Source organism: Pseudomonas sp. LBUM1673, assembly GCF_059695645.1.
On record NZ_CP166780.1, the window covers coordinates 736,854 to 761,383 of the forward strand.

Genomic DNA, 24,530 nt, shown 5'->3' on the forward strand with positions numbered 1-24,530 from the left:
CGGCTTTAAATGTCTGGGTCAAAAACAAGGCCGCGAACCATTGGGTTCGCGGCCTTGTGCGTTTATAGGTCGCTTATTCCAGTAAACGACTTTGTCGCTGGTGAATTCGGCTGGCTGGATTGAGTGTTTTTCGATGTTTCTTTTGACATTATTTGAATTTCTTCAAGTTTGAATGAGCTGCCTTTGCATAATAGTTTTGTCCGGAACTTAACGTGTCATTGAAATTGAATTTCTTTCGGTTTGAGTTTAATTGTTTTAATGGTTGTTTTGGCTTTTTACGTTATTGTCAGAGCTAATGGGGAGATGTTTTTTATGCAAGATATGGAAGTCGGAAATAATGACAGTTACGTTGATTTTGTTGAGCTTTTCAAATTGGCGGATCTTGAACAGGCATTATTGCCACATAAGGACAGCAAGTTTTACGAGGCGCTGTTGCGTTATTACTTTGCCTGCGTGGGGGGCATGGATTCGCCAAGGTTGCTCGAGCCGTTGGGACTATTCAAACAGACATTGGAGCAATTGCTGGGCAAGCCTCGAGTGAGGCGCGATCTGGAAGAGCAAACGCCTGCGGCGGCGAGTGAAAACCATCCCCCGAATCTGTCGCAGATATACGACAAAGTCGAAGGGTTCGACTCGCGTGTTCAGTTCTGCGTCGAGCAGATGAAAACAGCGGCTACAGAAGTTTCAAAGACGTTGCACTTTGTCTGGCTCGGCGGCGGTGTCGGCGCCATTCAGCGCGATTACCTCAACGTGTGGAAACAAGTGCTGGCCGGGCATGGCTACACACTCAATCTCTGGTACGACAGCGATGCGCTGCTGGCCTATCAAACCAACAAGCTGATTGTTGAGGCCGCCAAGGCAGATGCCCTGTCGCAGGTGGGTGGCAAGATTATCTCTGAAGATGAACTGGCCAGCCTGTACGAGGAGCGTGCCATTGTTCTGAAGCAACAGATGCATGCACACATCAATGCGGCGGTGGCAAAAGGCGAGTCGGCCGATGAGGCCCGAATGGATTTGCTGACCCGCGCCTATGGTCAGGATGCGGCGGAACTGGAAGCGCTGCAGCAACGAAATCATCGCAGTGTGCTGGAGATGGCCGAGGGTGACTTGCAGTTGCGCGACCTTGACGGTGCCGCAGTGCCGTTGCTACTGCAGGACATCTACGAACGGGAAACCCGTTTGCGCGGCAATCTGGCGGCAGCGTCCGATGTTGTGCGCGCCGAAGTCCTGTATGGCGAAGGCGGCAGTTATGCCGATGTCGATAACCTGCCGCCGTTGGTGAAAACCCTGGGCGGCGTCGACATCAGTGTTCTGGGCGTCGATGCCCGCCTGGGGGTTTTGCAGTTGTTGCTCAATCACAATCCCGAATGGATGCCGGGGCGTCAGGCATCCACCCACTATTCCAAAAGCATTCCTTCAGAACACCTGCCGGCACTGGAGGCCTTTGCCAAAAGCCGGCCGGCCCTGAGCCAGGTTTTCCAGCCGCCGACGGATCGGCTGGCTCGACCTTTTATGCTGCGTGCCGTGGCCGAAGGCAGTTCGATGACGAATGCGTTCCTGATGGCGCATCCCCGTTCGGCGACGCTGCAAACCGTGATCGAACGTATGCGGTTCAACTATGACTTGATCGATGCCACGACTCACCTGGCTGCGCAGCGCGGTGTTGCATTGAACGACTTTGCAGGGATGTTGCCGCTAGCGCAGGAAGTGCTGGAAAGAACGTATGGGCCGCTGATCGAACTGCCAAATCAAGAAGAGATCCTCGCGGGATTTCTGGCAAGTGCTGCTGCGAGCTACTTCAGCGACGGCATCCGCCGTCAAAGCGAAGGAACCATCTACCTGACCGGTCCTGGTGCCATACGTGATGGCATGGCCGATTATGCCAAAGCGCACTTGACCCCCTCGGTGGCTGAGAGCGTACGCGAGGAGGCGGCCATTGCGCGCTACGCATCGGTTAACCGCGCCACCGAAGAGGAGCTGGATCATTCCTGGAAAGACAACGCAACCGATCCTGTGGAATGGGTCGAAGACGAGCAGAAGCGTTGGCAAGAGGGCCAATACAAAACCCGCTATCAAGGCGATATCGCACAACTGCTCAAGGGCTCGACGATTGAGTTCGAACAAGGCTGGCCATTGATCGAAGGGCGAGCGGTGCTGCTGACCGACGTCTTGCAGCGTCTGGTCGACGGGCTTGGCGAGCCGTTCATCCAGGCGATGAGACAGGGGCATGATGGCGCGATTGTCTTCGAGGAACCGCTACCGCTGAGCTTTGCTGACCGTCAGGCCATCAAGAATCAGGCTGCCGACGCGCGGCCTTCGGCCTTCCTCAGCGATGCGCGGATCCAGACCCTGGGCCTGGATGAGGTGCTGAGCGGGATGGCCCATGGCGAACTTCATCTCGTTGAGACAAGCCCACTGCAAAAGCTGTCGCTGGGCGTGTTGTTGGGGATGGATTCACTGCATAGCCAGAACTTCGCGACATTCACCGGCGAATTGGACAATCTGGCCAACAGCGTTCGTGAATTGGGTACCTCCAGTCGTTACGCCGTCATTGAACGGTATCTGTACAAGCGCAGGGCTCCGGCATTCATGGCCGGCCTGGTCAGCGATTTCGATGAGCCGTCGGCATTGTCCGGTAGTGCACTGGATCTGAAAAAAGCGGCATTAGTGAAAGCGCAGACCCAGCATCAATGGGGCCGCCATGTGGCGCGGATCGAGCAGGTGGCCACCCTTGAGCATCGCCTGCAGATCAGTGAGCGGCTGGATCAAGTGCTCGGCCAATTCGAAGCCAGCAGCGTAAAACTGGTGCCCCAGGATCTGTTGCTCAACGGCGACGGAGAAACGATCGGTGGGCGCTGCTACCCGTTGGCGCTGATGATGAGTGCGGCCTTTGCGCAGGGTGAGATGGCCTCCCATCGTCTGCGCGAACGCTTCTACCTGGCCGCCATCGAACCGGAACAAAGTGAGTCAGTAGCCTTTGTGCAAGCGCTGGAGGAACTGCGGGGTACTCAATTGAGTGAGGTGGGGACGCCGCTGAGCCGCGCCGATCTGGGGCAGGTCACTGCTGCACTGGAGAACCATGCCGACACCCGTACGCTGATGCTCAACTCTGACAATCACTCGATGCTGGTGGCGAAAACCGTCGCTGGCGAACACGTCCTCTATCATTTTTATGACCCCAACTTCGGTCTGTTCGAATTCGAGAATGCGCCCATGTTCACGCGGGCGCTGGAGCACTTTTTCCTCAAAATGGGCATGGCCAGATTTTATGCCGCTTACGGTGCCGGGGGCCGGCCCATGTTCGATCTGATCGAACTGCAGGGGGAGCGGGTGTCTGCCTTGCCACTGTCCGCCGGGTTTGATGTGGCGAGAGTGCTGACGTCGGATCCATTGTCGGGACAACCCGCGCGTCCGCTTCGCCAGCGCCTCAATAGCGCCCATGGACGATCACTGGTCGACAATTCACATTTGGGCATGAGCCTGCTGGGGCTGGACAGCCATTGGTGGGGGCAGCAGATCGCACAGGCTACGGTCGGGCTGCAGGAGTTGCATCCGTCGGCCACGCCGCTGGTGCCGTTGTTCGAAACCCTGGAGATTACGCCCGAGGGCAAATATCGGCTGAGTCTGATCGATCCGTCCGTGCCTGAACATGTGGTACAGGTGGTCAGCGATGACCATCGCCTGCTGCGGATCAAAAACTGGCTGACGGAGCAATTTTCGACCCTGGCACGCAAATCTGCCGAGACGGGCAGCCCGCTGAGTCCGGAGGAGGCCGGCAGTGTCCACACCCTCAATGCGGGATTCACGATTCAGGCGCTGATGAACGCGTTGCGGGGGCGAGAAGGGGGCGACCGGACGTTGACCACCGCCGTGCGCCTGCACGCCTACGTCAACTATGCGCAGTTGGTACATGGCAACGTCATCGATGTGGTAGGCCTGGTTCAATTGGTTCGAGCCGCACTGGGTGAAGAAAAGCTCATTGCACGCACTTGCGCACCAGTGGTCGGCGAAGCGTTGGGGCATGCGGCCAATGAGGGTGTTGGTGCCCTATTGGGCCTGGCCAATGTCGGCTTTGATGTCTATCAGCTGTCGACCGCGCAAAGTGAAGTCGAAAAGGCGCAGTTCGGCACTCAATTGACATTCGACTCCGCCAGCCTGGCGTTGATGGCGGGTGGCTTCGGTGCGGCGTGGGCCGGCGCATCGACCGCCGCTGCGGTGCTCGGTGGCGCTGGTGTGATTCTCGGTGGATTGGCCGTCGGTGTCGCGGCACTCGCGCAGGGGTTTGCCAGCATCGCGCGTGATGCGCAGGAAGTCGGGAAGTTTTTCGACGACCTGGAACATGCCTATCGTGGGATCGGCTACCGATTCGATCACACTCTGGCCGCGTGGGTCGTGCAACCGTCGCTGATTGTCAAAAGCATTGATCTGGCTGCCGGGAAGTTACTGCTCGACAGCCCGAAGCTGTATCCGTTGCGCGACCATTTCGGTGTGCCGGACTTCGATCCCGATTACGCTCGGGCGATCGATATCCGCCAGCAATTGAACCTGCCCGATCAGATCGGATTTGCTCCGCCGGGGGGGCAACCCATCGTGCTGCCATGCACGCCGCAGACTTGTTACGGCTATGAGTACAAGGCGCTGCCTTTTGCCAGTTCACGTCACGATCGCGGTTTCGACACCGCCCGGCGCCTGGAAAAAAAGAAAGCGGACGGCCAGTGGCTGTTTCTATTTTCGTTCTATTCCTTTCCTTCCCACTACATCCTTCATCGACGGTTTCCGGTGTATCGGGAAACGGTCATCGAGGTACAGCTCGATGAGGTCGAACGCGCCCTGGCGATACCGGTTCTTCCGGCAGCCTGGCAGGGCAAGGTATCGTACAAAATTACAGGCGCCGGAGATTCCTGTTCGTTGACGCTCAACCCTGGAGTGAGCATTGGACTGCAAGCACCGAGCCTGAGGCGTTGCCGCTGGGTCTTACAGGCAACCTGGGCCAGCGAAGGTGACATCCGGGTCGAGCCCTTCGGCGAGCTGTACATCGGCACCGTACAGGTAACCTTTTCTGGCAAAGGTCACCATGAGGTGCTGATCAGGACGGCGGATCAGCAACTGTTCAGCGTCGATCGCGGCAAACGCCAGTTGAACATTCTTGAGCAGACCGCATCTGCCGGACTCGATGAGCAAACGTTGCTGGGGCATTACAAGACCCTCGCCCAAGAGCATCGTCTGGTACTGCCGTATACGCCGGTTCATGACTGGCTGATTCCGTTCGAATCGCCGCAGAAACCGCGTTACACCACGGCCTGGTATGACGCCGGCGAAGACCGCTTCCTGTACATCCGCAACGAGAACGTCGGTGACACCGACGATGCACGGCTGGCGCTGGTCGCCGATGGTTTTGCGTACTTCTACGATCCGGACAGCTACGACATCTGGCAGGTCGACGCCGTCAGCGGCTTGCTCAAGCATCGATACCGTTTACTGCTGGCGGAAGGCAAGAACACGATTGGCGCTATCGAAGCGGATGCCCATGGGGTGATTCATGTCGTGCAAAACATCATCAGCCCTCACGGCGCCAGGCGGTTCAATTACCTGATTCACGAGGGGCTGCTGCTATTGAGTTCCGTAACCCACGACATGGCGCGCGAGCTACAGGCGATCGTGTTTGCCGGCGAGACGCTGGCCGATTGGTCATTGGTGCTGGGCAAGTATATAACTGCCCGCCCTGTACCTGTCAGGGAGGGCGTCACAACGGTCGACTGGCAGCCGGCATCTTACGTTTCGATCAGTTGGAAGTTCGATCCGGACAAACGAGATATGGTGTGGGTTCGCAGCCGCGATCATTTGCTGATCCATCCGCTGCCCCTTCCACGTCACGCGCGTGGCTGGCACGACTCCATCAAGAACCTGAGCGATCTGGTGCTGCTGCCGATGGCGGACGAAAGCGGCGTGTTTTTCATCTACAACCGGCTCGACCAGACGCTTTGCCGGCTGCAGCGAACCGTGGCGCAGGACAAGGCGCAATGGTCGCACCGATGGGTAGAGCCCGAAGGGCTCACGCAGGTCGTAGCCGTTGAGAACGGCTACCTGATACTTGATGAAGAGGGGCTGTTCTTTAATCTGACCGAACAAGGCGAAGTGCAACTGGGTGGCCTGGGCGAGCAGTGGCTCAAGGATCGCGCTCAGTGGTGGCAGGCGCTGGAGCCGATTGCCAAGCGTTACCCGGTCAAGAGTTTTGCCATCGTCGGCTTGCGCAACGTCAAGGGTGACGGCAACTTGTGCGCCTGGTTCGTGGACAACCGTCTGCTGTTGTGCGATCCGGGGCGCGACAAGGAAGTGCGCTTGCTCGAGGTTACCCCGGACAAGCAGGCGGTCTGGTTGTTTGATCTTTCGAGCGGCGAGATCTGGAGCCAGAAGTTCATCGATCCGCAGCAGCTCGACCGGGCGTTTGGCAAGGGCTCGCAACTGTTGCTGAGCGACGTGTTGCCGGCTCCTGAACATGAATGGGCGGACTGGCGGTTTGCCGATGTGGCGATTGAGGGGGCCGGTTTGCAAGGGACAACCGTTGATGGCGTATCGCTGCAGCTTCGCTATCAGGAGCCGGAGGTGATCACTGGCGTCAACCACGCTTGGGTGACTGCGCAGGGCGAACATCTGACCGAATGTCTGCAGGTGCTACTGGACGGTTCGGATCATGATGAGTTTGTATCCGTGGAGTCCGGCCCTGACAGCTTGCAATGGTATGACCTGCAAAGCGCCCGGCTGATCCGGATTGCCGGTAAAACCCTGCCCACGGATTTTGCGATGCTGGGCACTCAAAAGGCCAATGTGTTGTTGCATGAACGCCAGGAAGGGAAAGTGCAGGTTTATCCGGGTATGCAAAGCATCGGGCCATTCGACTACATCCAGCGCAATGCCCAAGTGCTGGTCGTGGAGGGGCACAGCAGAATGGATGATTTGTTGCCGCTGATTCCCGATGACGTCAACACGTTGATCCTGCGCCTGGGGCAGGGGGCCGTGACGTGTCATCTGTCGAAGGCCGCTTGGTTGAGACTGGACTCGGTCATCGTTGACTGCCGGCATGCGTTGGATGAAGTGCCCACCGTTCCGGGCAAGTTGATCTGGGAATTCGATGCACCGGAAAAACTGCTGTTCGAGATTGTCCAGCAACATCTGGTCATTGTTGATCCGGACAGTGAGCACAGCCTGATTTTTCGTGATGTCTGCTCCACTGATCCGGCATTGCGCGGTGATGTGTTCCTTGCATTTGAAAATCAGCAGTCACGGCCGGTATCGAAGTTCGTGGAGCGGTTGCTGGGAAGGAAAGGGCTGACTGGCAGCGCGACCCTTCAGGCGTTGCTGGAAGAGTCGGTTTTCCAGAAAGCAAACCAGACGCTGACATCGTGAACAAACACCGATCAGACTTCACTGATTGAAAAAACAAGGCCGCGAATGATTCCGTTCGCGGCCTTTTGTTGGCTGGGTGCGGCTCCAGGACTTTGACGGGGCGTTCAGGGCACGAGGTATCCCTTCACTCCCGTGAAGATGATCTGCGCCGCCAGTGCGCACACGAACAACCCCATCAGCCGACTGACAATCTGCAAACCCTGATCACCGAGAATCCGCTCGATGCGGTTCGACAGATACAGCACCACGCCGACGGTAAAACTGGCCAGGGCAATGCTGATGATGGCCATGAGTTTGTCGTCCCAGTGCGGCTGGCTCACACCCATGACCAGCAGGGCACCGATGGTGCCGGGGCCGACGGTCAGGGGAATCGTCAGCGGGACGATGGTCACGTCCTGCTGCACGTTGTCGGTCTGCACCGCCGACTTGCCTTGGGCCATGCCCAGTGCCGAGATGAACAGCACGCTGCCAGCGCCGATGCGGAACGCATCCACGGTGATCCCGAACACGCTGAAAATCACTCGCCCGAATAAGTACAGCAAGACGCTGGAGACCAGTGTGGCAATCGCCACTTTCCAGGCCAGGCGACGTTGTTCCTTGCGCGAGTAACCGCGGGTCAGGCTGATGAAGCAGGACAACACGAAGAATGGGCTGTAGAGCACCAGCATCTTCAGGTAAACGCTGAACAACACATGGAGCATCGTGCAAGCTCACTGGCGAGGGAAGTCGTGGGGAGTCTATCAGGCGCTAGCGGGGCTGTCGGCTCACGACGGTTGTGTCGTGGCGCGATTTTGCTGATCACGCTGGGCAACCCAATGCTCGATCAGGTCGCGCAGTTGCGACAACTCGACCGGCTTGGCCATGTGCCCGTCCATGCCAGCCTGACGCGCGCGTTCTTTGTGTTCGGCGAGGATGTGCGCGGTCAACGCTACCACAGGGGTGCGAGTCCGTTGGTTGCCGACTTCCCAGGCACGCAATTGCTGGGTGGCGGAGAAGCCGTCGAGGATCGGCATTTCACAGTCCATAAGCACCAGGTCGTACCGCTGGGCCTTCATCGCCATCAAGGCTTCTTCACCATTGCTGGCGGTGTCCGGTTGCAGGTTGAGTTTACCCAGCATTCCACGAATAACCTTGGTCGAGATGCTGTTGTCTTCGGCCACCAGGATGCGGAAATCGCTGGGCACCTTGACCGGAAGGGTGGGGTCTGTGGGCAGATGCTGTGAGGTGGCCGGGCCTTTGTTGCGCTGATTCAGTTCGTCCGCCAGGGTGGTCTTGAGGGTGTAGCCGGCCACCGGTTTGGCGAGAATGCGTTTGATCCCGCAGTTGCGCGCGATGATCTTGCTCGGAGCGTTGCTGATGCCGGTGAGCATGATCAGCAGAATGTCGTGGTTCAGGCTAGGGTCTTCCTTGATCTTGGCGGCCAGTTGCATGCCGGTCATGCCAGGCATGTTCTGGTCCAGCAGGACCACGTCGAAGTAGTCGCGCAGGTGGGCCTTGGTGCGCAGCAACGCCAGAGCCTCCTTGCCGGACGGCACGGCGCTGACGTTCAAGCCCCAGGCGCTGCACTGCTGCACCAGTACCTTGCGACAGGTGTCGTTGTCGTCCACGACGAGTACGCGCGCGCCTTGCAATGGGCTGTCGAGGTCCGAAGTCGGATGTTCGAGACGGTCGGGGTCCAGCGGCAGGGTCAGCCACAATGTGCTGCCTTGGTTGGTGCCGCTCTTGATGCCGAATTCACCCTGCATCAACCGGATCAGCTGACGGGCAATCACCAGCCCCAGATTGCCCCCCAGGCTGGTGGCCGAGAGGAAGTGTTTGCTGTGCAGTTCGGCGTGCATCAACGCATCGCGTTCTTCCGCCTCCATTGGCTGGCCGCTGTCCTGCACGGCGATGCGCAGCCGCGGTTTGGCGCTGCGTTCATCCAGAGCGACGACGATCAGGATCTCGCCTTCGTCAGTTTTCTTCAGGGCGTTTTCCAGCAGGCTCAGCAGGGTCTGGCGTAGACGCGTCGGATCTCCGCTGATGACGCGCGGTACCTGCGGCTGGATAAAGCTGATCAGCTCGACGTCCTGCTGTTCGGCCTTGGCGCGGAAGATACTCAGGCAGTCTTCGATCAGGGCATTGAGATCGAACTGCACGTCGTCCAGTTCGATCTGCCCGGACTCGAGTTTGGAGATGTCGAGAATTTCGTTGATCAGCGTCAGCAGTTCGTTGCCGGCGCTATGGATGGTCTGCACATAGTCGCGCTGCTTGACCGACAACGGAGTGCCCAGCAGCAGTTCGGTCATGCCCAGCACGCCATTCATCGGGGTACGGATTTCATGGCTGATCTTCGCCAGAAATTCGGCCTTGGCGTTGTTCTCGGCGTTGCTGGCGGCCAGGTCGCGACTGATACTGAAGCGGTTTTCGGTGATGCTGCGCTGTCGCTCGCCCAGGGCAACACTCATCAACAGGCCACTGATACAGATAAACGCCAGCAGCGTGATGATCAGGCCCTGCGGAGCGACAAGGGTCAGCCCCTGCAGCGCCGGCAGGATAATCAATGTGCCGAGGTTGAATACCACCATGGCCGCCACGAACAGGCGCGCCGGGCGATAACCTTTTTGCCAGTGATGGACACCGACGAACAGCATGCTCAGGCCGGCCAGGGCTACCAGCGCGTACGTGATGAGGTTAAGCGGCAGCGTATTGACGAACAACAGCAGCAAGCCGCAGACCACGATGATCAGGATGTCCCCCAGCAGCAGCTTGTTCAGCGGGTGTGGGCCGAGCGGGGCGAAGAAACGGTAGGCGAACATCAGACCGCAAGGCGCGGTCAGCAGTAAGGCGAGGTAGGCACCGGGTGTCTGCACAACAGGCCAGTTCGGCAACCATGGCCCGGCCAGGTTCAACAGCAGCACCAGGCTGAGCAGCAACAACCCTTCGCACGCTGCCAACCAGAGGCAGCTGCGCGAGCGGGTATAAGCGTAGCGGGTCAGGTTATGCAGAATCAGCATCCCGATGCAGCCAAAGAGCAGGCCGTAGATCAGCGTCTGGTTCTGAGCGGCCGCGGTCATGACCGCTGATTGCAGGGTGATGTAAGGCCGCAGCTGGTGTTCGGAGACCAGTCGCAGGTAGACGTCGAGGGTTTTGTCGCTTTGCGGCAGCGGCAACATGAAGTCGCTGCTGGGCAGGGGGCGCTCAGCCTGGGGCTTCCCGGTACCGGTATTCAATTGATCGATCAGCTGGTCGCCGTCGAGCACATACAGATTGAGGTACGACAGGTCCGGGGCGAACACTCGCAGTAACTGTTCGTGCTTGCCGGGCGCGAGCCTGAAACGCAGCCATAGCGCACCCTCGGGCTCGGCTGCGGTGAGGCGGTCGAGTTCGATGGGGCTGAATTGATTGGTGTAGCGGCTGGAGCGGATGTCGCTCAGCTGCAGGTCGCCCTGTTCGTCGAGCAATACCGCCCAGCCACTGCCTTGCGTGGCCTGGGCCGGGAGCATGCAGAGCAAGGTCAGCAGAGTGACGGTAAAGCCTATGGCAATCCTGAGCCAGCGCACGGCGAAATCCCTTCGTAGGTTAATGCCAGATTATAACTATGCGCGGCGCCGGAATAGTCCGGCAAGGGCCGCAAGCCCTTGCCTGGCCGAATGATGGCTTATTCCTGATTTTCGCCACGCTCGCGGGCAATGGCGCGGTAGCCAATGTCCTTGCGGTAGAAGCAGCCTTCCCAGTCGATTTTAGCCGCCAGTTTGTAAGCCTGCTGCTGGGCTGCGTCGACGCTGGCGCCCATGGCGGTTGCGCACAGCACCCGACCACCGGCCGTGACCACCTGAGCGTCCTTGAGCGCAGTACCCGCGTGGAAGACTTTGCCTTCCAGTGCCGCGGCTGCATCGAGGCCGTTGATGGCAACGCCTTTGGCGTAGTCACCCGGGTAGCCGCCAGCGGCCAATACGATACCGACGCTCGGACGTGGATCCCATTGTGCTTCGACTTTGTCCAGCGCCTGAGCCAAGGCTGCTTCGACCAGCAACACCAGGCTCGACTGCAAACGCAGCATCACCGGTTGGGTTTCAGGATCGCCGAAACGGCAGTTGAACTCGATAACTTTTGGGTTACCAGCCTTGTCGATCATCAAGCCGGCATAGAGGAAGCCGGTATAAACGTTACCTTCCTCGGCCATGCCGCGCACGGTCGGCCAGATCACCAGATCCATGACCCGCTGATGGACTTCGGCCGTGACGACCGGTGCCGGAGAGTAAGCGCCCATGCCGCCAGTGTTCGGACCGGTGTCGCCGTCGCCGACGCGTTTGTGGTCCTGGCTGGTGGCCATCGGCAGCACGTTCTTGCCGTCGACCATGACAATGAAGCTGGCTTCTTCGCCGTCCAGGAACTCTTCGATCACCACCCGGGAGCCGGCGTCGCCAAACGCGTTGCCAGCGAGCATGTCGCGCACCGCGTCTTCGGCTTCAGTCAGTGTCATGGCCACGATCACGCCTTTACCGGCGGCCAGGCCATCGGCCTTGATCACGATGGGTGCGCCTTTTTCACGCAGATAAGCCAGGGCCGGCTCGATCTCGGTGAAGTTCTGATAATCGGCGGTCGGGATCTTGTGGCGAGCCAGGAAATCCTTGGTGAAGGCTTTCGAACCTTCCAGTTGCGCGGCACCAGCGGTCGGACCGAAGCAATCCAGGCCCCGGGAGCGGAACAGGTCGACAACGCCAGCAACCAGCGGCACTTCCGGGCCGACGATGGTCAGGGAAACGTTCTTCTCGGCAAAGTCTGCCAGTTGCTCAAGGGCCAGCACGTCGATAGCGACGTTCTCGCACTTGGCTTCAATGGCGGTGCCGGCGTTGCCTGGGGCAACGAACACTTTCTGCACGCGCGGATCCTGAGCCACTTTCCAGGCCAGGGCGTGTTCACGGCCACCGCTGCCAATGATCAAAACATTCATTTCAAAAACCTCGGATGACGCTAATTCTGTTTTAGAGCCTAAAGCGCTTCACGCCATAGGAGGTCGCAATGAAGCCGGTAGATGCAAGGCGGAGTCGACCTCGATGAGCGGAGTTGCCTTTTGGCAATGAGCATCATCGAGGTCGGCTCCAACGCAGCAGATGCCGGGTTCAGTGCGGCCGCTGTCTTATCAGTGACGGAAGTGGCGCATGCCGGTGAAGACCATGGCGATGCCGGCTTCATCAGCAGCAGCAATCACTTCGTTATCGCGCATTGAACCACCCGGCTGGATCACCGCGGTGATACCGACCTTGGCCGCGTTGTCGATGCCGTCACGGAACGGGAAGAACGCATCCGACGCCATGACCGCGCCCTGCACCTGCAAGCCTGCGTGTTCTGCCTTGATCGCGGCGATACGCGCGGAGTTCACGCGGCTCATCTGGCCGGCGCCGACACCGATGGTCTGACGGTTCTTGGCGTAGACGATGGCGTTGGACTTGACGTACTTGGCGACTTTCCAGGCGAAGATCAGATCATTGATTTCCTGTTCGGTCGGCGCGCGCTTGGTCACGACTTTCAGGTCTTGGCTGCCGATCATGCCGATGTCGCGGCTCTGCACCAACAAACCGCCGTTGACGCGCTTGTAGTCCCAGGCCGGAACGCGATCAGCCGACCACTCGCCGCAGGCCAGCAGGCGCACGTTGGCTTTTGCAGCCACAATGGCGCGGGCTTCTGCACTGACGGACGGGGCGATGATCACTTCGACGAACTGACGCTCGACGATGGCTTTTGCGGTTTCAGCATCCAGCTCACGGTTGAACGCGATGATGCCGCCGAACGCCGACTCGGTGTCGGTGGCGTAGGCCAGTTCGTAGGCCTGACGGATGCCGCCTTCGGCGTCCGGGCTCACGGCCACGCCGCACGGGTTGGCGTGCTTGACGATCACGCAGGCCGGTTTAACGAAGCTCTTCACGCATTCCAGCGCGGCGTCGGTGTCGGCCACGTTGTTGAACGACAGCTCTTTGCCTTGCAGTTGGGTCGCGGTGGCGATGCCGACTTCGGCAGGCTTGGCTTCAACGTAGAACGCCGCGCTCTGGTGCGGGTTCTCGCCGTAGCGCATTTCCTGAGCCTTGATGAACTGGCTGTTGAAGGTGCGCGGGAATTCGCTGCGACCTTCTGTGCTGAGGGTTTCAGCCGCCTGGTTCACGGTGCCCATGTAGTTGGCGATCATGCCGTCGTAGGCAGCGGTGTGTTCGAAGGCCTTGAGCATCAGGTCGAAACGCTGTGCGTAGGTCAGGCCGCCGGCCTTGAGGCTTTCCAGGACATTGGCGTAATCGCTGGCATTCACCACGATGGCCACATCTTTGTGGTTCTTGGCAGCCGAACGAACCATGGTCGGGCCGCCGATGTCGATGTTCTCGATCGCGGTCGGCAGGTCGCAGCCTGGTTTGTTGATGGTGGCTTCGAACGGGTACAGGTTGACCGCTACCAGATCGATCGGCTTGATGCCGTGTTCGTTCATGATGGCGTCGTCGATACCGCGACGACCGAGGATCCCGCCGTGGATTTTCGGGTGCAGGGTTTTCACCCGGCCGTCCATCATTTCTGCGAAACCGGTGTAATCCGCGACTTCCACTGCGGCAACGCCGTTGTCGCGCAGCAGCTTGAACGTCCCGCCGGTGGAGAGGATTTCGACGCCCAGGGCTTCGAGCTCTTTGGCGAATTCGAGGATCCCGGTCTTGTCGGAAACGCTGATCAAGGCGCGGCGGATCGGCAGGCGGGTAGTCTGGTCGGTCATTTCAATGTCCATCAAAAGCAAAGGAGTCAGCAAAAAAGGCGACCGGTTTTACGCGGGCGCCTTTCTGGTTTGATTGAATGCTTACAGCAAATCGTACTGCTTGAGTTTCTTGCGCAGGGTGCCCCGGTTCAGCCCGAGCAGCTCACTGGCCTTGGTCTGGTTACCCTTGACGTAGTTCATCACGCATTCGAGCAGGGGAGCCTCGACTTCGGAGAGCACCAGGTTGTACACATCCGTGACGGCAGCGCCCTCAAGGTGGGCGAAATAATTGTGCAGCGCCTTCTCGACACTCCCGCGAAGGGTCTGACCTTCTTCGCTTGGCGTATTGAGGTGCTGTTTCAAATTCACGTTGTCGCTCACGGGTGCAGTTCCACTCACTAAAGTCTCGGTCATCATCGTCATGCGGCCACCCCTTCTCCGTCCCCTGTCAGGCTCTTGTAACGTTCGGCGAAGAAGCCCCGAACGTAGGCGCATTGTGCTTCCGTCTCTTGCAAACGATTGAAGTGGGCGCGGAACTCCCTGGCGCCCGGCAAGGTTGCGAGATACCAGCCCACATGCTTGCGCGCTATGCGCACGCCCATGACGTCGCCATAGAAGGCATGCAGCGCGGCCAGATGCTCAAGCAGAATACGTTCCACCTCGATCAGTTCCGGTGCCGGGAGTTTTTCGCCGGTACGCAGATAATGGTCGATCTCACGAAAAATCCATGGCTGCCCTTGAGCAGCCCGACCCACCAACAGGCCATCGGCACCGGTCGCGTCGAGCACGTACCGGGCCTTCTCGGGCGAATCGATATCGCCGTTGGCAAAGACCGGAATCGACACCGCCTGCTTGATCGCGGCAATGGTGTCGTACTCGGCTTCACCGGTATACAGATCGGCACGGGTGCGGCCATGCACCGCCAACGCCGTAATGCCTGCCTGTTCGGCGATCTTCGCCACGGTCAGGCCGTTCTTGTTCGCCCGGTCCCAGCCGGTGCGGATCTTCAGGGTGACCGGCACATCGACCGCGGCCACCACGGCCTGCAGGATCTCGGTCACCAATGCTTCATCCTTCAACAGGGCGGAACCGGCGGCCTTGTTACAGACCTTCTTCGCCGGACAGCCCATGTTGATGTCAATAATCTGTGCACCCAGTTCGACGTTGGCCCGGGCCGCATCCGCGAGCATCTGTGCATCACCACCGGCGATCTGTACCGAGCGTGGCTCGGGATCACCTTCGTGGATCATGCGCATCCGCGATTTGCGGGTGTTCCACAAGCTCATGTCGCTGGTGACCATTTCCGAGACTACAAGGCCCGCGCCCAGTCGCTTGCACAGCTGGCGAAAGGGCTGATCGGTGACACCCGCCATGGGGGCGAGGATCAAACCGTTGTGCAATGTATACGGACCGATGCGTACCGCCGACATAGGACTTCCCTGTTGTGGGGCCGGATCATGAGAGTTCGAAAAAGGGTTGGCATGATACCCGCTCTCGATGACTGGATAAAGGCTGAATTGAACAAAATCTGAACAGTTAATTCGTTATCGCCAGCGGTTTGGTTTGAACGGTCAACGTCAGGAAACTGCCGTCAAGCCCGTAACGGTGAGCCGTTTCACTCGGGCGAGTGGAAGCTCAGGCTGTAGTTCACCGCTTTGGGGCCTGGATCGAGAATGTCCAGGGCGATGTGGATCGGCGTTTGCGGTGGCATTTCCGCCAGGCCTTCGAGGTCGCCGTTGAGGTACTCGCCGGGCTTGAAGCGACGGCTGGCGATCAGGTGGCCGTTGAGGTCGGCAAAGCGCAGCTCCAGTAGCGGGAAGGGCTGGGAGAAGGGCGCGCGGTTGTAGATGATGGCATCGACCACCAGTGCGCCGTTGAAGTCCGGGTGGCTGCGGACCACCAGGTTGCTGCTTTTGACTTTCGCGATGTCGACCTTGGACGGCACGGTGCAGCCGATGTGCGGGCACAGTTGCTGGAACCAGGGGCGGTACTGGTCCTGGCGCGCCAGTTCGTCGAAGTGGTAGGCGACGTACTGGCCGACGAGGCCAGCGGCACCGAGCAGGATCAGCAGTAACCAGAAAAAGCGCCGGCCCCAGGGGGAGCGACGTTTTTGCCAATCCAGTTGCAATGGGTCGTCAGTCAGGTCCTCCAACACTTCCGCGCGCAGGGCCGGTTCGCCGCGTTCCCGTCGCTTGCGCAGGGGCTCTACCGAGGGTAGGTCGTCGTCGATCTCATCGGTAGTCGCCGACAGGCCTCCAAAGGGGATCGGGGTGTCGAGCGGGTCATGCAGGCGCAGCTGTTGTATCTGGGGTTCGTCGCCCAGTTCCACGGGCTCCAGGGGCAGCGAAGGCTCAGTGCGCGAGTGTTTGCCCGGCTCGATTGTCGGTTCTGGCGTAGGCGTGTCGGCGGCTTGTGCACGATCGGCGGCTGACTCACTGAAGAGGCTGTCGGACCAAGGGGCTTGGTCGTGCTCGGCGCTATCGCGGTGAGCGCTGAGGCTGTCTTCGCGAGGTCGAGCAAGTTCCGTCGTCGGCTGGATTTCCCGCTGTTCGAGCCGGGCGAGCTCTTCGTCCAGGTCCAGGCTGTCCAGATCCATTTCGGCAGCGGTCCATTGCTTCTGGCTGATGGCTCGCTGCGCCGGCGGTTCGACGGGCGCCGGTGCAACCGGTTTGAGGGTTTCCTTGCCGGCCCGTTGCTCAAGCAGCTGTTTGGCGGCGTTGAATACCTGCAGACACGAGCCGCAACGAACCACTCCGCGGGCCACGCTCAACTGAGCATGGCTGACGCGGAAGCTGGTTTGGCAATGCGGGCACTGGGTGACGAAGCTGTCGGTCATGCGGTAATCCGATTTATGCAGGCGTTCATTCTAGCGCCGACGGCCAGTGATGCGTACCCAGCCGTCGCGATTGGCAATCGGGTCCAGATCGAAGTCCTGGGCGTAGGCGGCGGCGACTTCTTCACCTTGTTCGGCGAGGATGCCCGACAGCGCCAAACGCCCGCCCGGCTTGACCAGGCTGGACAGTTGCGGGGCGAGGGAAACCAGCGGGCCGGCAAGAATGTTGGCCACCAGCACGTCGGCCTGAACCTGCGGCAAGTCTTGCGGCAGATACAGCGGGAACAGCGATTCGGCAATGTTGTTGCGCCCGGCGTTGTCGCGGGAGGCTTCCAGCGCTTGCACATCGATATCAGTGCCGATGGCTCGCCTGGCGCCCAGCAACAGCGCGGCAATCGCCAGAATCCCCGAGCCGCAGCCGAAGTCCAGGACGTTGCAGTCCTTCAGGTCCTGGCCGTCGAGCCATTCCAGGCACAACGCTGTGGTCGGGTGAGTGCCGGTGCCGAACGCCAGGCCGGGGTCCAGCAGCAGGTTCACCGCGTCAGGCTCAGGCGCCGCGTGCCAGCTCGGGACTATCCACAGGCGCTGGCCGAAGCGCATCGGTTGGAAACCGTCCATCCAGCTGCGTTCCCAGTCCTGGTCTTCGATCACTTCGCTGTGATGCTCGGGCAGCGGGCTGCCGGTCAGCAACTCGAGGTGAGCCAGTACGCTGGCGGCTTCGGTGCCTCCTTCGAACAGGGCCAACAGGTGCGTGTGCGACCACAGCGGGGTGGTGTTGAGTTCCGGCTCGAAGATCGGCTGATCTTCGGCGTCCATGAAGGTCACCGACACGGCGCCCACTTCAAGGAAAGCGTCTTCGTAGGTTTCGGCTTGTTCTGGGCTGATGGCGAGACGGACTTGCAGCCAAGGCATGGCGGGCACCTTTGAAAAATATTGATTGCAGCCTAGCGGGCTGCGAGAAGCGCGCAAGTTTACGCGAGCGCGAGGCAGAAGACGACAAGGCCGATACGTGCATGCTCTTTGTAGGAGCGAGCGGTGTGGCGACCCGACTTGCCCGCGAACCAGGCGCCGCGGTGCATCAGCGGTACCGATGCGCGTCCTTCGCGGGCAAGCCTCGCTCCTACAAGGGCTGGGGCGATCTCCAGAAACAACAAAGCCGCTCGAAAGCGGCTTTGTTGGTATGGATCACTGCTTAATGCTTTTCGCCAGCCAGCTTGTGTTCCAGGTAGTGGATGTTGATTCCACCTTTGCAGAAGCCTTCATCACGGACCAGATCGCGGTGCAGCGGGATGTTGGTCTTGATCCCGTCGACAACGATTTCGTCCAGCGCATTGCGCATGCGCGCCATGGCTTCGTCACGGGTTGCGCCGTAGGTGATCAGCTTGCCGATCAACGAATCGTAGTTCGGCGGAACGGCATAGCCACTGTACAGGTGCGAATCGACGCGAACGCCGTTGCCGCCTGGCGCATGGAAATGCTTGACCGTGCCTGGGCTAGGCATGAACGTTTTCGGGTCTTCGGCGTTGATCCGGCATTCCAGCGCGTGACCGCGGATAACGACGTCATCCTGGGTGTACGACAGCTTGTTGCCAGCGGCGATGCTGAGCATCTCCTTGACGATGTCGATGCCGGTGACCATTTCCGAAACCGGGTGCTCAACCTGAACGCGGGTGTTCATTTCGATGAAATAGAACGCGCCGTTCTCGTACAGGAACTCGAAAGTACCCGCGCCACGGTAGTTGATGTCGATGCAAGCCTTGACGCAGCGTGCGAGGACTTCAGCCCGTGCCTTCTCGTCGATGCCCGGTGCCGGCGCTTCTTCGAGAACCTTCTGGTGACGACGTTGCAGCGAGCAATCGCGGTCGCCCAGATGGATGGCGTGGCCCTGGCCGTCGGAAAGTACCTGAACTTCCACGTGACGTGGGTTGGTCAGGAATTTTTCCAGATAGACCATCGGGTTGCCGAACGCTGCGCCCGCTTCGGAGCGGGTCAGTTTCGCCGAGGAAATCAGGTCTTCTTCTTTGTGCACCACGCGCATGCCACGACCACCACCGCCGCCAGCAGCTTTGATGATCACCGGATAACCGACTTCGCGACCGATGCGCAGAGCGGTTTCTTCGTCTTCAGGCAGTGGGCCGTCGGAGCCTGGAACGGTTGGAACGCCAGCAGCGATCATGGCGTGCTTGGCCGATACCTTGTCGCCCATCAGGCGGATGGTGTCGGCTTTCGGGCCAATGAACGCGAAGCCGGAGTTCTCGACCTGTTCGGCAAAGTCGGCGTTTTCCGCGAGGAAACCGTAGCCTGGGTGAATGGCAGTAGCGCCGGTCACTTCAGCCGCGGCGATGATGGCCGGAATGTGCAGGTAAGAGTGCGCGGCCGAGGCCGGACCGATGCAGACCGATTCGTCTGCCAGGCCCAGGTGCATCAGCTCTTTGTCGGCCTTGGAGTAAACGGCGACAGTTTTGATGCCCATCTCTTTGCAGGCACGCAGAATCCGCAGGGCGATCTCACCGCGGTTGGCGATCAGAACTTTTTCCAACTTCGCAGTCATCAAAGTTTCTCCGCGGTTCAAACGATGGTGAACAGTGGTTGGTCGTACTCAACCGGCTGGCCGTCTTCGACGAGGATGGACTCGATCACACCGCTGGCTTCAGCTTCGATGTGGTTCATCATCTTCATGGCTTCGACGATGCACAGGGTGTCGCCTTTTTTCACGGTCTGGCCGACTTCAACGAAGGACGGCGAGGACGGCGAAGATTTGCGATAGAAGGTGCCGACCATCGGCGAACGGGCAACGTTGCCGTTCAGCGCAGGCGCAACCGGAGCTGCAGGAGCAGCGGCAGCAACGGGAGCTGCAGCAACAGGCGCAGGGGCCGGAGCATGCATAGGCGCTGGAGCGTAGTACTGCTGAGCCGGCGTCTTGCTGTGACGGCTGATGCGTACGGACTCTTCGCCTTCCTTGATCTCGAGCTCGTCGATACCGGACTCTTCCAGCAATTCGATCAGTTTCTTAACTTTACGGATATCCATGAATCATCAACTCCCAAGGGTCGGTCAGGGGCGTTTAACGCTTGTTGTTCAAGCCGTTGCCTGTCTTTCAAGCTGCTCTAGTGCGGCCTCCAGGGCCAGTCGATAACCGCTGGCGCCAAGGCCGCAGATCACTCCCACCGCTACATCGGAGAAGTAAGAGTGATGGCGGAAAGGTTCGCGTTTGTGCACGTTAGACAAATGCACTTCGATGAATGGGATGCTCACCGCCAGCAGCGCGTCACGTAATGCGACACTCGTATGCGTAAAAGCTGCTGGATTGATCAGAATGAAGTCCACACCTTCACCGCGAGCAGCGTGGATGCGGTCGATCAATTCGTACTCGGCGTTACTTTGCAGGTAAAGCAAATGGTGGCCGGCATTGCGCGCCCGCTGTTCCAGATCCTGGTTGATTTGCGCCAGGGTCGTTGCACCGTAGACGCCCGGTTCCCGGGTGCCGAGCAGGTTCAGGTTAGGGCCGTGCAAAACCAATAGGGTCGCCATCTGCTGCTCCTTTGTGATCTGTGTGCAATTGTCAGAACCCGGCGACTATGCCGCAAAGCCTTTGTGACTGTCCAGTTCTATGCAATAGCCCGCACGATGGCCGATGTTTGCGCGAAATATGTGACCGGCTGATTAAATCCGGTCATTTGCTTTCGCAACACGTTCGGCGAAGTCCGCGGCATTGATCTCGCCGATCACCCGCACATCGGTGCGTTCGACGCCGTTCTTGCCGAAAAACATCAGCGCCGGAGGGCCGAACAGTTTGTAACGGTCGAGCAGGGCGCGCTGTTCGGTGTTGCTGGCGGTGATGTCGAAGCGGATCAGCCGATAGCCTTTGAGGCGTTCGACGACGTTGGCATCGTTGAGGACTTCGTGTTCGATGACTTTGCAACTGATACACCAGTCGGCATACCAGTCGAGCAGCAGCGGCGTGCCGGCGGCTTTGGCGTCGGCGAGGGCGCGATCCAGTTCCGCCGGGGTGCTGATGGTTTGCCAGTTGCTGGCGATTTGCGGTTGATCGCTGCCTGTGACAATGCGCGGCTGGCCGATGGGGTTGAGCGGGTCGGTCTGACCGCTGAACGCGCCGTACCAGCAGGCCAGCGCATAAAACAGCAGAAACATCCCCAGCAATTGCCCCAGGCGTTTTCTCGGCGGTTTATAGACAAATTCCAGCGCGCCCATGAACAACCCGACGCCACCGGCGAGCAAACCGATCAACAGCAAGGTGATTTGGCCTGGTAATACGCGGCTGAGCAAAGCGATCGCCAGCCCTAGCAACAGCACCCCAATCGCGTTTTTCACGTAGATCAGCCACGGGCCGCTTTTAGGCAGCCAGGCCGCACCGCCGGTCGCCACCAGCAACAGCGGAGCACCCATGCCCAGGCCGAGCATGAACAATTTCAATCCGCCGCCCAGGGCATCGCCGCTGGCGCTGATGTACAGCAGTGCGCCGGCCAAGGGGGCCGAGACGCAGGGCGAAACCAGCAGGCTGGACACCACGCCCAGCACCGCCGCGCCCCACAGCGAGCCTCCCTCGGTACGCCCGGCGATCCGGTCCAGACGGCTGCTGATGGCGTGGGGCAGTTTCAGTTCGAATACGCCAAACATGGCCAGGGCAAACACCGCAAAAAACAGCGCGAAGGGCACCAGCACCCAGGCCGATTGCAGGCGCGCCTGAAGATTCAGCTGTGCGCCGAACATGCCCATCAAGGCACCGAGCAGGGCGAAACAAACGGCCATCGGCAGCACGTAAGCCAGCGACAGGTTGAAACCGCGTAAGCCGCCGACTTGCCCGCGCAGGACCACGCCGGAGAGGATCGGCAGCATCGGCAGCACGCAAGGGGTGAAGGTCAGGCCAACACCGGCGAGGAAAAACAGCACCAGTTCGCGCCAGCTCCACGCTGTGCTCGTGGCGCCACTGCCATCAATATTCAGGCGCTCGGTCTCGGGCGGGTAACACAGGCCTTTGTCGGCGCAGCCCTGATAGGTCACGGCCAGCGTAAAGGCGCGGGAATCGGTGCGCGGCAGTTCTACATCGAGAATCCCGTGATAAACCTCGACATCGCCGAAGTACTCATCGTGCTTTTGTTCGCCCTTGGGCAGTTGCGCCGCACCGAGGCCAACGTCGACCGGGTCGGCGCGAAACTGGAAGCGATGGCGATAGAGGTAGTAACCCTCGGTGGCGACGAAGCGCAGCTTGATCGATTGCGGCGTGCTTTCTACCAGGCTCAACTGAAAGGCTTCGCGCACCGGCAGGAAGTCGGCGCTGTTGTTGATCGTGCCCAGGGTGGAACTGGGCCGACTGTCCAGCAACCCGGCGGCAGAGGCCGGCAGGGCGAGCACTAAAAACAGCAGGCAGAGCAAACGGCGCATGACAATCTCGCGTATCGAAAGTGTAGGCATGATAGCGGACAGTCGCGGGGTGTGCAGGTCGGGGCGTCCTGTGGTGAGTTCCGACGTCTTCGCGAGCAAGCCCGCTCCCACATTTAACCGAGTTCGCTCAGGGGGAATGCGATCAAATGTGGGAGCGGGCTTGCTCGTGAAGGCGGTCTGTCAGACGCGGAACGCCTGAACGGCTGTATGCAACCGCCCGCCCAGCACCAACAAATTCTCCCCTTGTTCACGCCCCTCGCCGATGCGCAGCAAGTTATCCCCACCCAATTGATGAATCCGCTCACTGTGGTCGCGGATTTCGCTGACAGCGCCGCTCTGTTGGGCGGTGATATCGGCGATGCGCACTGCGGTGTCGGAAATGGTCTGGATCGCCCCGACAATCTTATCCAGCGCGCCGTCGGCCGCCTGGGCCTGATTGGCCGTGGCTTCGGCGTGTTCGACCTGGGCGCGCATGCCTTCGACCGATTTCCGCGCGGCGGTTTGCAGGCCGGCGATCAGCGTCTGGATCTCGGCTGTGGCACCGGCGGTGCGTTGCGCCAGTGAGCGAACCTCTTCGGCCACCACCGCAAACCCTCGGCCCATTTCTCCGGCGCGGGCCGCTTCGATGGCGGCGTTCAGGGCCAACAGGTTGGTCTGGTCGGCAATCGAGCGGATCACCGTCAGCACGCCGCCGATGGTCGCCGACTCTTCGGCCAGATGTTCGATCATCTGCGCGTTGCCTTGCACTTCACCCACCAACGCATGCAGCCCGGTGAGGCTAAGGCCAATCACTTTCTGGCCGTGCTCCACCGCAAGCCCGGCGTGGCGACTGGCGTCAGCCGCCTGGCTGGCATCACCGGCGACTTGTTGAATCGTCGCCTCGAGTTCACCGAGAGAATCGCGGATCAACGCGGTATCGCCGGCCTGATGCTCGGCACCGCTGTGCAGGTCATTGCTCAAATCGGCTAGCGTTCGGCTGCTGCCAGCGACCTGCTCGGCGTTGAGTCGAATGGTGCCTACCAGGTCGACCAGATACGCGCGCAAACGATTAAGTGAGGCTTGAATGTCATGCAATTCGCGGTTGGTCGCGCCCAGTTGAATGTCGCGGCTGAAGTCACCCTCGGCCCAGGTCGACAGCGCCGGGGCGAGGTTGGTCAGGGTTCGGGCCAGGCGTCGTTGCAAGGTATCGATGAGCAATGCGATTAGCAGGATCAGCCCGATCATTACCCCTTGCATCAACCGCACTTCGCTCTGGATCTGTCCGTGCTGGGCGCGCACCACCGGCTCCAGCCCGGCGATGGCCTGTTGTACGGCGGTGATTTTCAGGTGAGTCGCGGTGCTGAGGTCGGCGCGTTTCTGGATCTGTTCGCGAGTGCGTGCCAGTTCCGAAGGGTAGCGGGTGAGCAGGCTGTTGAGTTCGCGTTTGAGGCCGACGCCGGCATCTTCGGCGACGGCTTTTTCAGTGTTCTCCAAACCCATCATCGCGGCGAAATCATCGGTGTTCGATTCGGTGCTGGCTGTCACGCCAAGCAGAGGTAAAGCGTCCAGTTGCTCGGCTTGAGTGCGGATGTTAGCGACTTCGCGCTCGACATCGGCAGCCAGTTCGCTGCGCCCGCTGCTGACCAGTTTGTCCCGGGCCAGGGACAGTTTGCCCAGGTGCTGGGAGGCAACGAGCAAGGGTGCCAGGTATGCCGCATTACCGCTGGCGTACTGGCTGAGCTGATCGAGGCTGGCGCCGAGCTCACGTTCGGCCTGCAGCAACAGTGCTTGTGGATCACCGGCGAGTTTGCCGGCGGCCAGCAGGTCAGTCTTGCTGAAGTCATTCAGGTTCGACAGGCTTGGGCGCAAGGTCTCGGCCAGGGCCGGCGGCAATTCACCGAGTTGCTTTTGCAGGCTGTCGATGGCCTGGCTGGCGCTGCTCAGGCGCAAGGCATCGCCGCTGGCCAGGTAATCCTCGACGTTGCGCGCCACTTCATTTTGAAACTGCTGGGACAGGCCCAGGTAGCGCTCCATCAACAGATAGGGGCGTTCCAAGGCTTTTTGCGACCACCAAAGCGTGGTGCCGAGGGCCACGCACACGGCGACCAGAAGGAGGGTATTGAGGTTGGTCAGCAGCTTCAGGCGCATCGTGGTCTACCAACGGCAGAATGGTAAGTGCCTGAAGTTATTGCGGTTCTG

14 protein-coding genes are annotated in these 24,530 nt (G+C 60.0%); 1 reads left to right on the plus strand and 13 read right to left on the minus strand.

The annotated features are described in order from the left end of the window. The first annotated feature begins 312 nt into the window (after window positions 1-312). Complete coding sequence (locus tag ACA044_RS03295; RefSeq protein ID WP_497445139.1) at window positions 313-7,404, plus strand: TcdA/TcdB pore-forming domain-containing protein; 7,092 nt, start codon at window positions 313-315, stop codon at window positions 7,402-7,404. Between the two features lie 104 nt (window positions 7,405-7,508). On the opposite strand, the gene ACA044_RS03300 is transcribed toward ACA044_RS03295, so the two are convergent. From ACA044_RS03300 to ACA044_RS03360, 13 genes are all read right to left on the minus strand, one after another. Next, window positions 7,509-8,105 (minus strand): MarC family protein, encoded by a 597-nt coding sequence (locus tag ACA044_RS03300; RefSeq protein WP_497445140.1) that lies wholly within the window; start codon window positions 8,103-8,105, stop codon window positions 7,509-7,511. Between the two features lie 63 nt (window positions 8,106-8,168). Continuing rightward, complete coding sequence (locus tag ACA044_RS03305) at window positions 8,169-10,946, minus strand: hybrid sensor histidine kinase/response regulator (protein WP_497445141.1); 2,778 nt, start codon at window positions 10,944-10,946, stop codon at window positions 8,169-8,171. A 98-nt stretch (window positions 10,947-11,044) separates the two neighbouring features. Further along, entirely contained in the window at window positions 11,045-12,340 is a 1,296-nt protein-coding gene (gene purD / locus ACA044_RS03310; RefSeq protein ID WP_497445142.1) for a phosphoribosylamine--glycine ligase, read from the minus strand. 189 nt (window positions 12,341-12,529) lie between these two features. Further along, window positions 12,530-14,137: a bifunctional phosphoribosylaminoimidazolecarboxamide formyltransferase/IMP cyclohydrolase gene (purH, locus tag ACA044_RS03315; protein WP_497445143.1), complete on the minus strand. Its 1,608-nt coding sequence runs from the start codon at window positions 14,135-14,137 to the stop codon at window positions 12,530-12,532. A gap of 81 nt (window positions 14,138-14,218) precedes the next feature. Then, window positions 14,219-14,539, minus strand: a complete 321-nt coding sequence (fis, locus tag ACA044_RS03320; RefSeq protein WP_007945216.1) for a DNA-binding transcriptional regulator Fis — start codon at window positions 14,537-14,539, stop codon at window positions 14,219-14,221. Further along, window positions 14,536-15,546 carry a tRNA dihydrouridine synthase DusB gene (dusB, locus tag ACA044_RS03325; RefSeq protein WP_497445144.1) on the minus strand — a complete coding sequence of 337 codons (1,011 nt, stop codon included), beginning with the start codon at window positions 15,544-15,546 and terminating at the stop codon, window positions 14,536-14,538. Before dusB ends, fis begins: the two co-directional genes overlap by 4 nt. A gap of 185 nt (window positions 15,547-15,731) precedes the next feature. Then, entirely contained in the window at window positions 15,732-16,952 is a 1,221-nt protein-coding gene (locus ACA044_RS03330; protein WP_497445145.1) for a DUF3426 domain-containing protein, read from the minus strand. A gap of 30 nt (window positions 16,953-16,982) precedes the next feature. Further along, a complete protein-coding gene (gene prmA / locus ACA044_RS03335; RefSeq protein WP_497445146.1) occupies window positions 16,983-17,861 on the minus strand; it encodes a 50S ribosomal protein L11 methyltransferase in 879 nt (292 codons plus the stop codon). 280 nt (window positions 17,862-18,141) lie between these two features. Then, the gene (accC, locus tag ACA044_RS03340; RefSeq protein ID WP_454845170.1) at window positions 18,142-19,500 is read right to left on the minus strand and encodes an acetyl-CoA carboxylase biotin carboxylase subunit; all 1,359 of its coding nucleotides are present in this window, start codon (window positions 19,498-19,500) and stop codon (window positions 18,142-18,144) included. Window positions 19,501-19,517: 17 nt separating this feature from the next. Further along, entirely contained in the window at window positions 19,518-19,979 is a 462-nt protein-coding gene (gene accB, locus ACA044_RS03345; RefSeq protein WP_497445147.1) for an acetyl-CoA carboxylase biotin carboxyl carrier protein, read from the minus strand. A 48-nt stretch (window positions 19,980-20,027) separates the two neighbouring features. Beyond that, window positions 20,028-20,480 carry a type II 3-dehydroquinate dehydratase gene (gene aroQ, locus ACA044_RS03350; protein WP_007937215.1) on the minus strand — a complete coding sequence of 151 codons (453 nt, stop codon included), beginning with the start codon at window positions 20,478-20,480 and terminating at the stop codon, window positions 20,028-20,030. Between the two features lie 132 nt (window positions 20,481-20,612). Next, a complete protein-coding gene (locus tag ACA044_RS03355; protein WP_497445148.1) occupies window positions 20,613-22,352 on the minus strand; it encodes a protein-disulfide reductase DsbD in 1,740 nt (579 codons plus the stop codon). 180 nt (window positions 22,353-22,532) lie between these two features. After that, complete coding sequence (locus ACA044_RS03360) at window positions 22,533-24,479, minus strand: methyl-accepting chemotaxis protein (protein ID WP_497445149.1); 1,947 nt, start codon at window positions 24,477-24,479, stop codon at window positions 22,533-22,535. Window positions 24,480-24,530 lie beyond the last annotated feature (51 nt).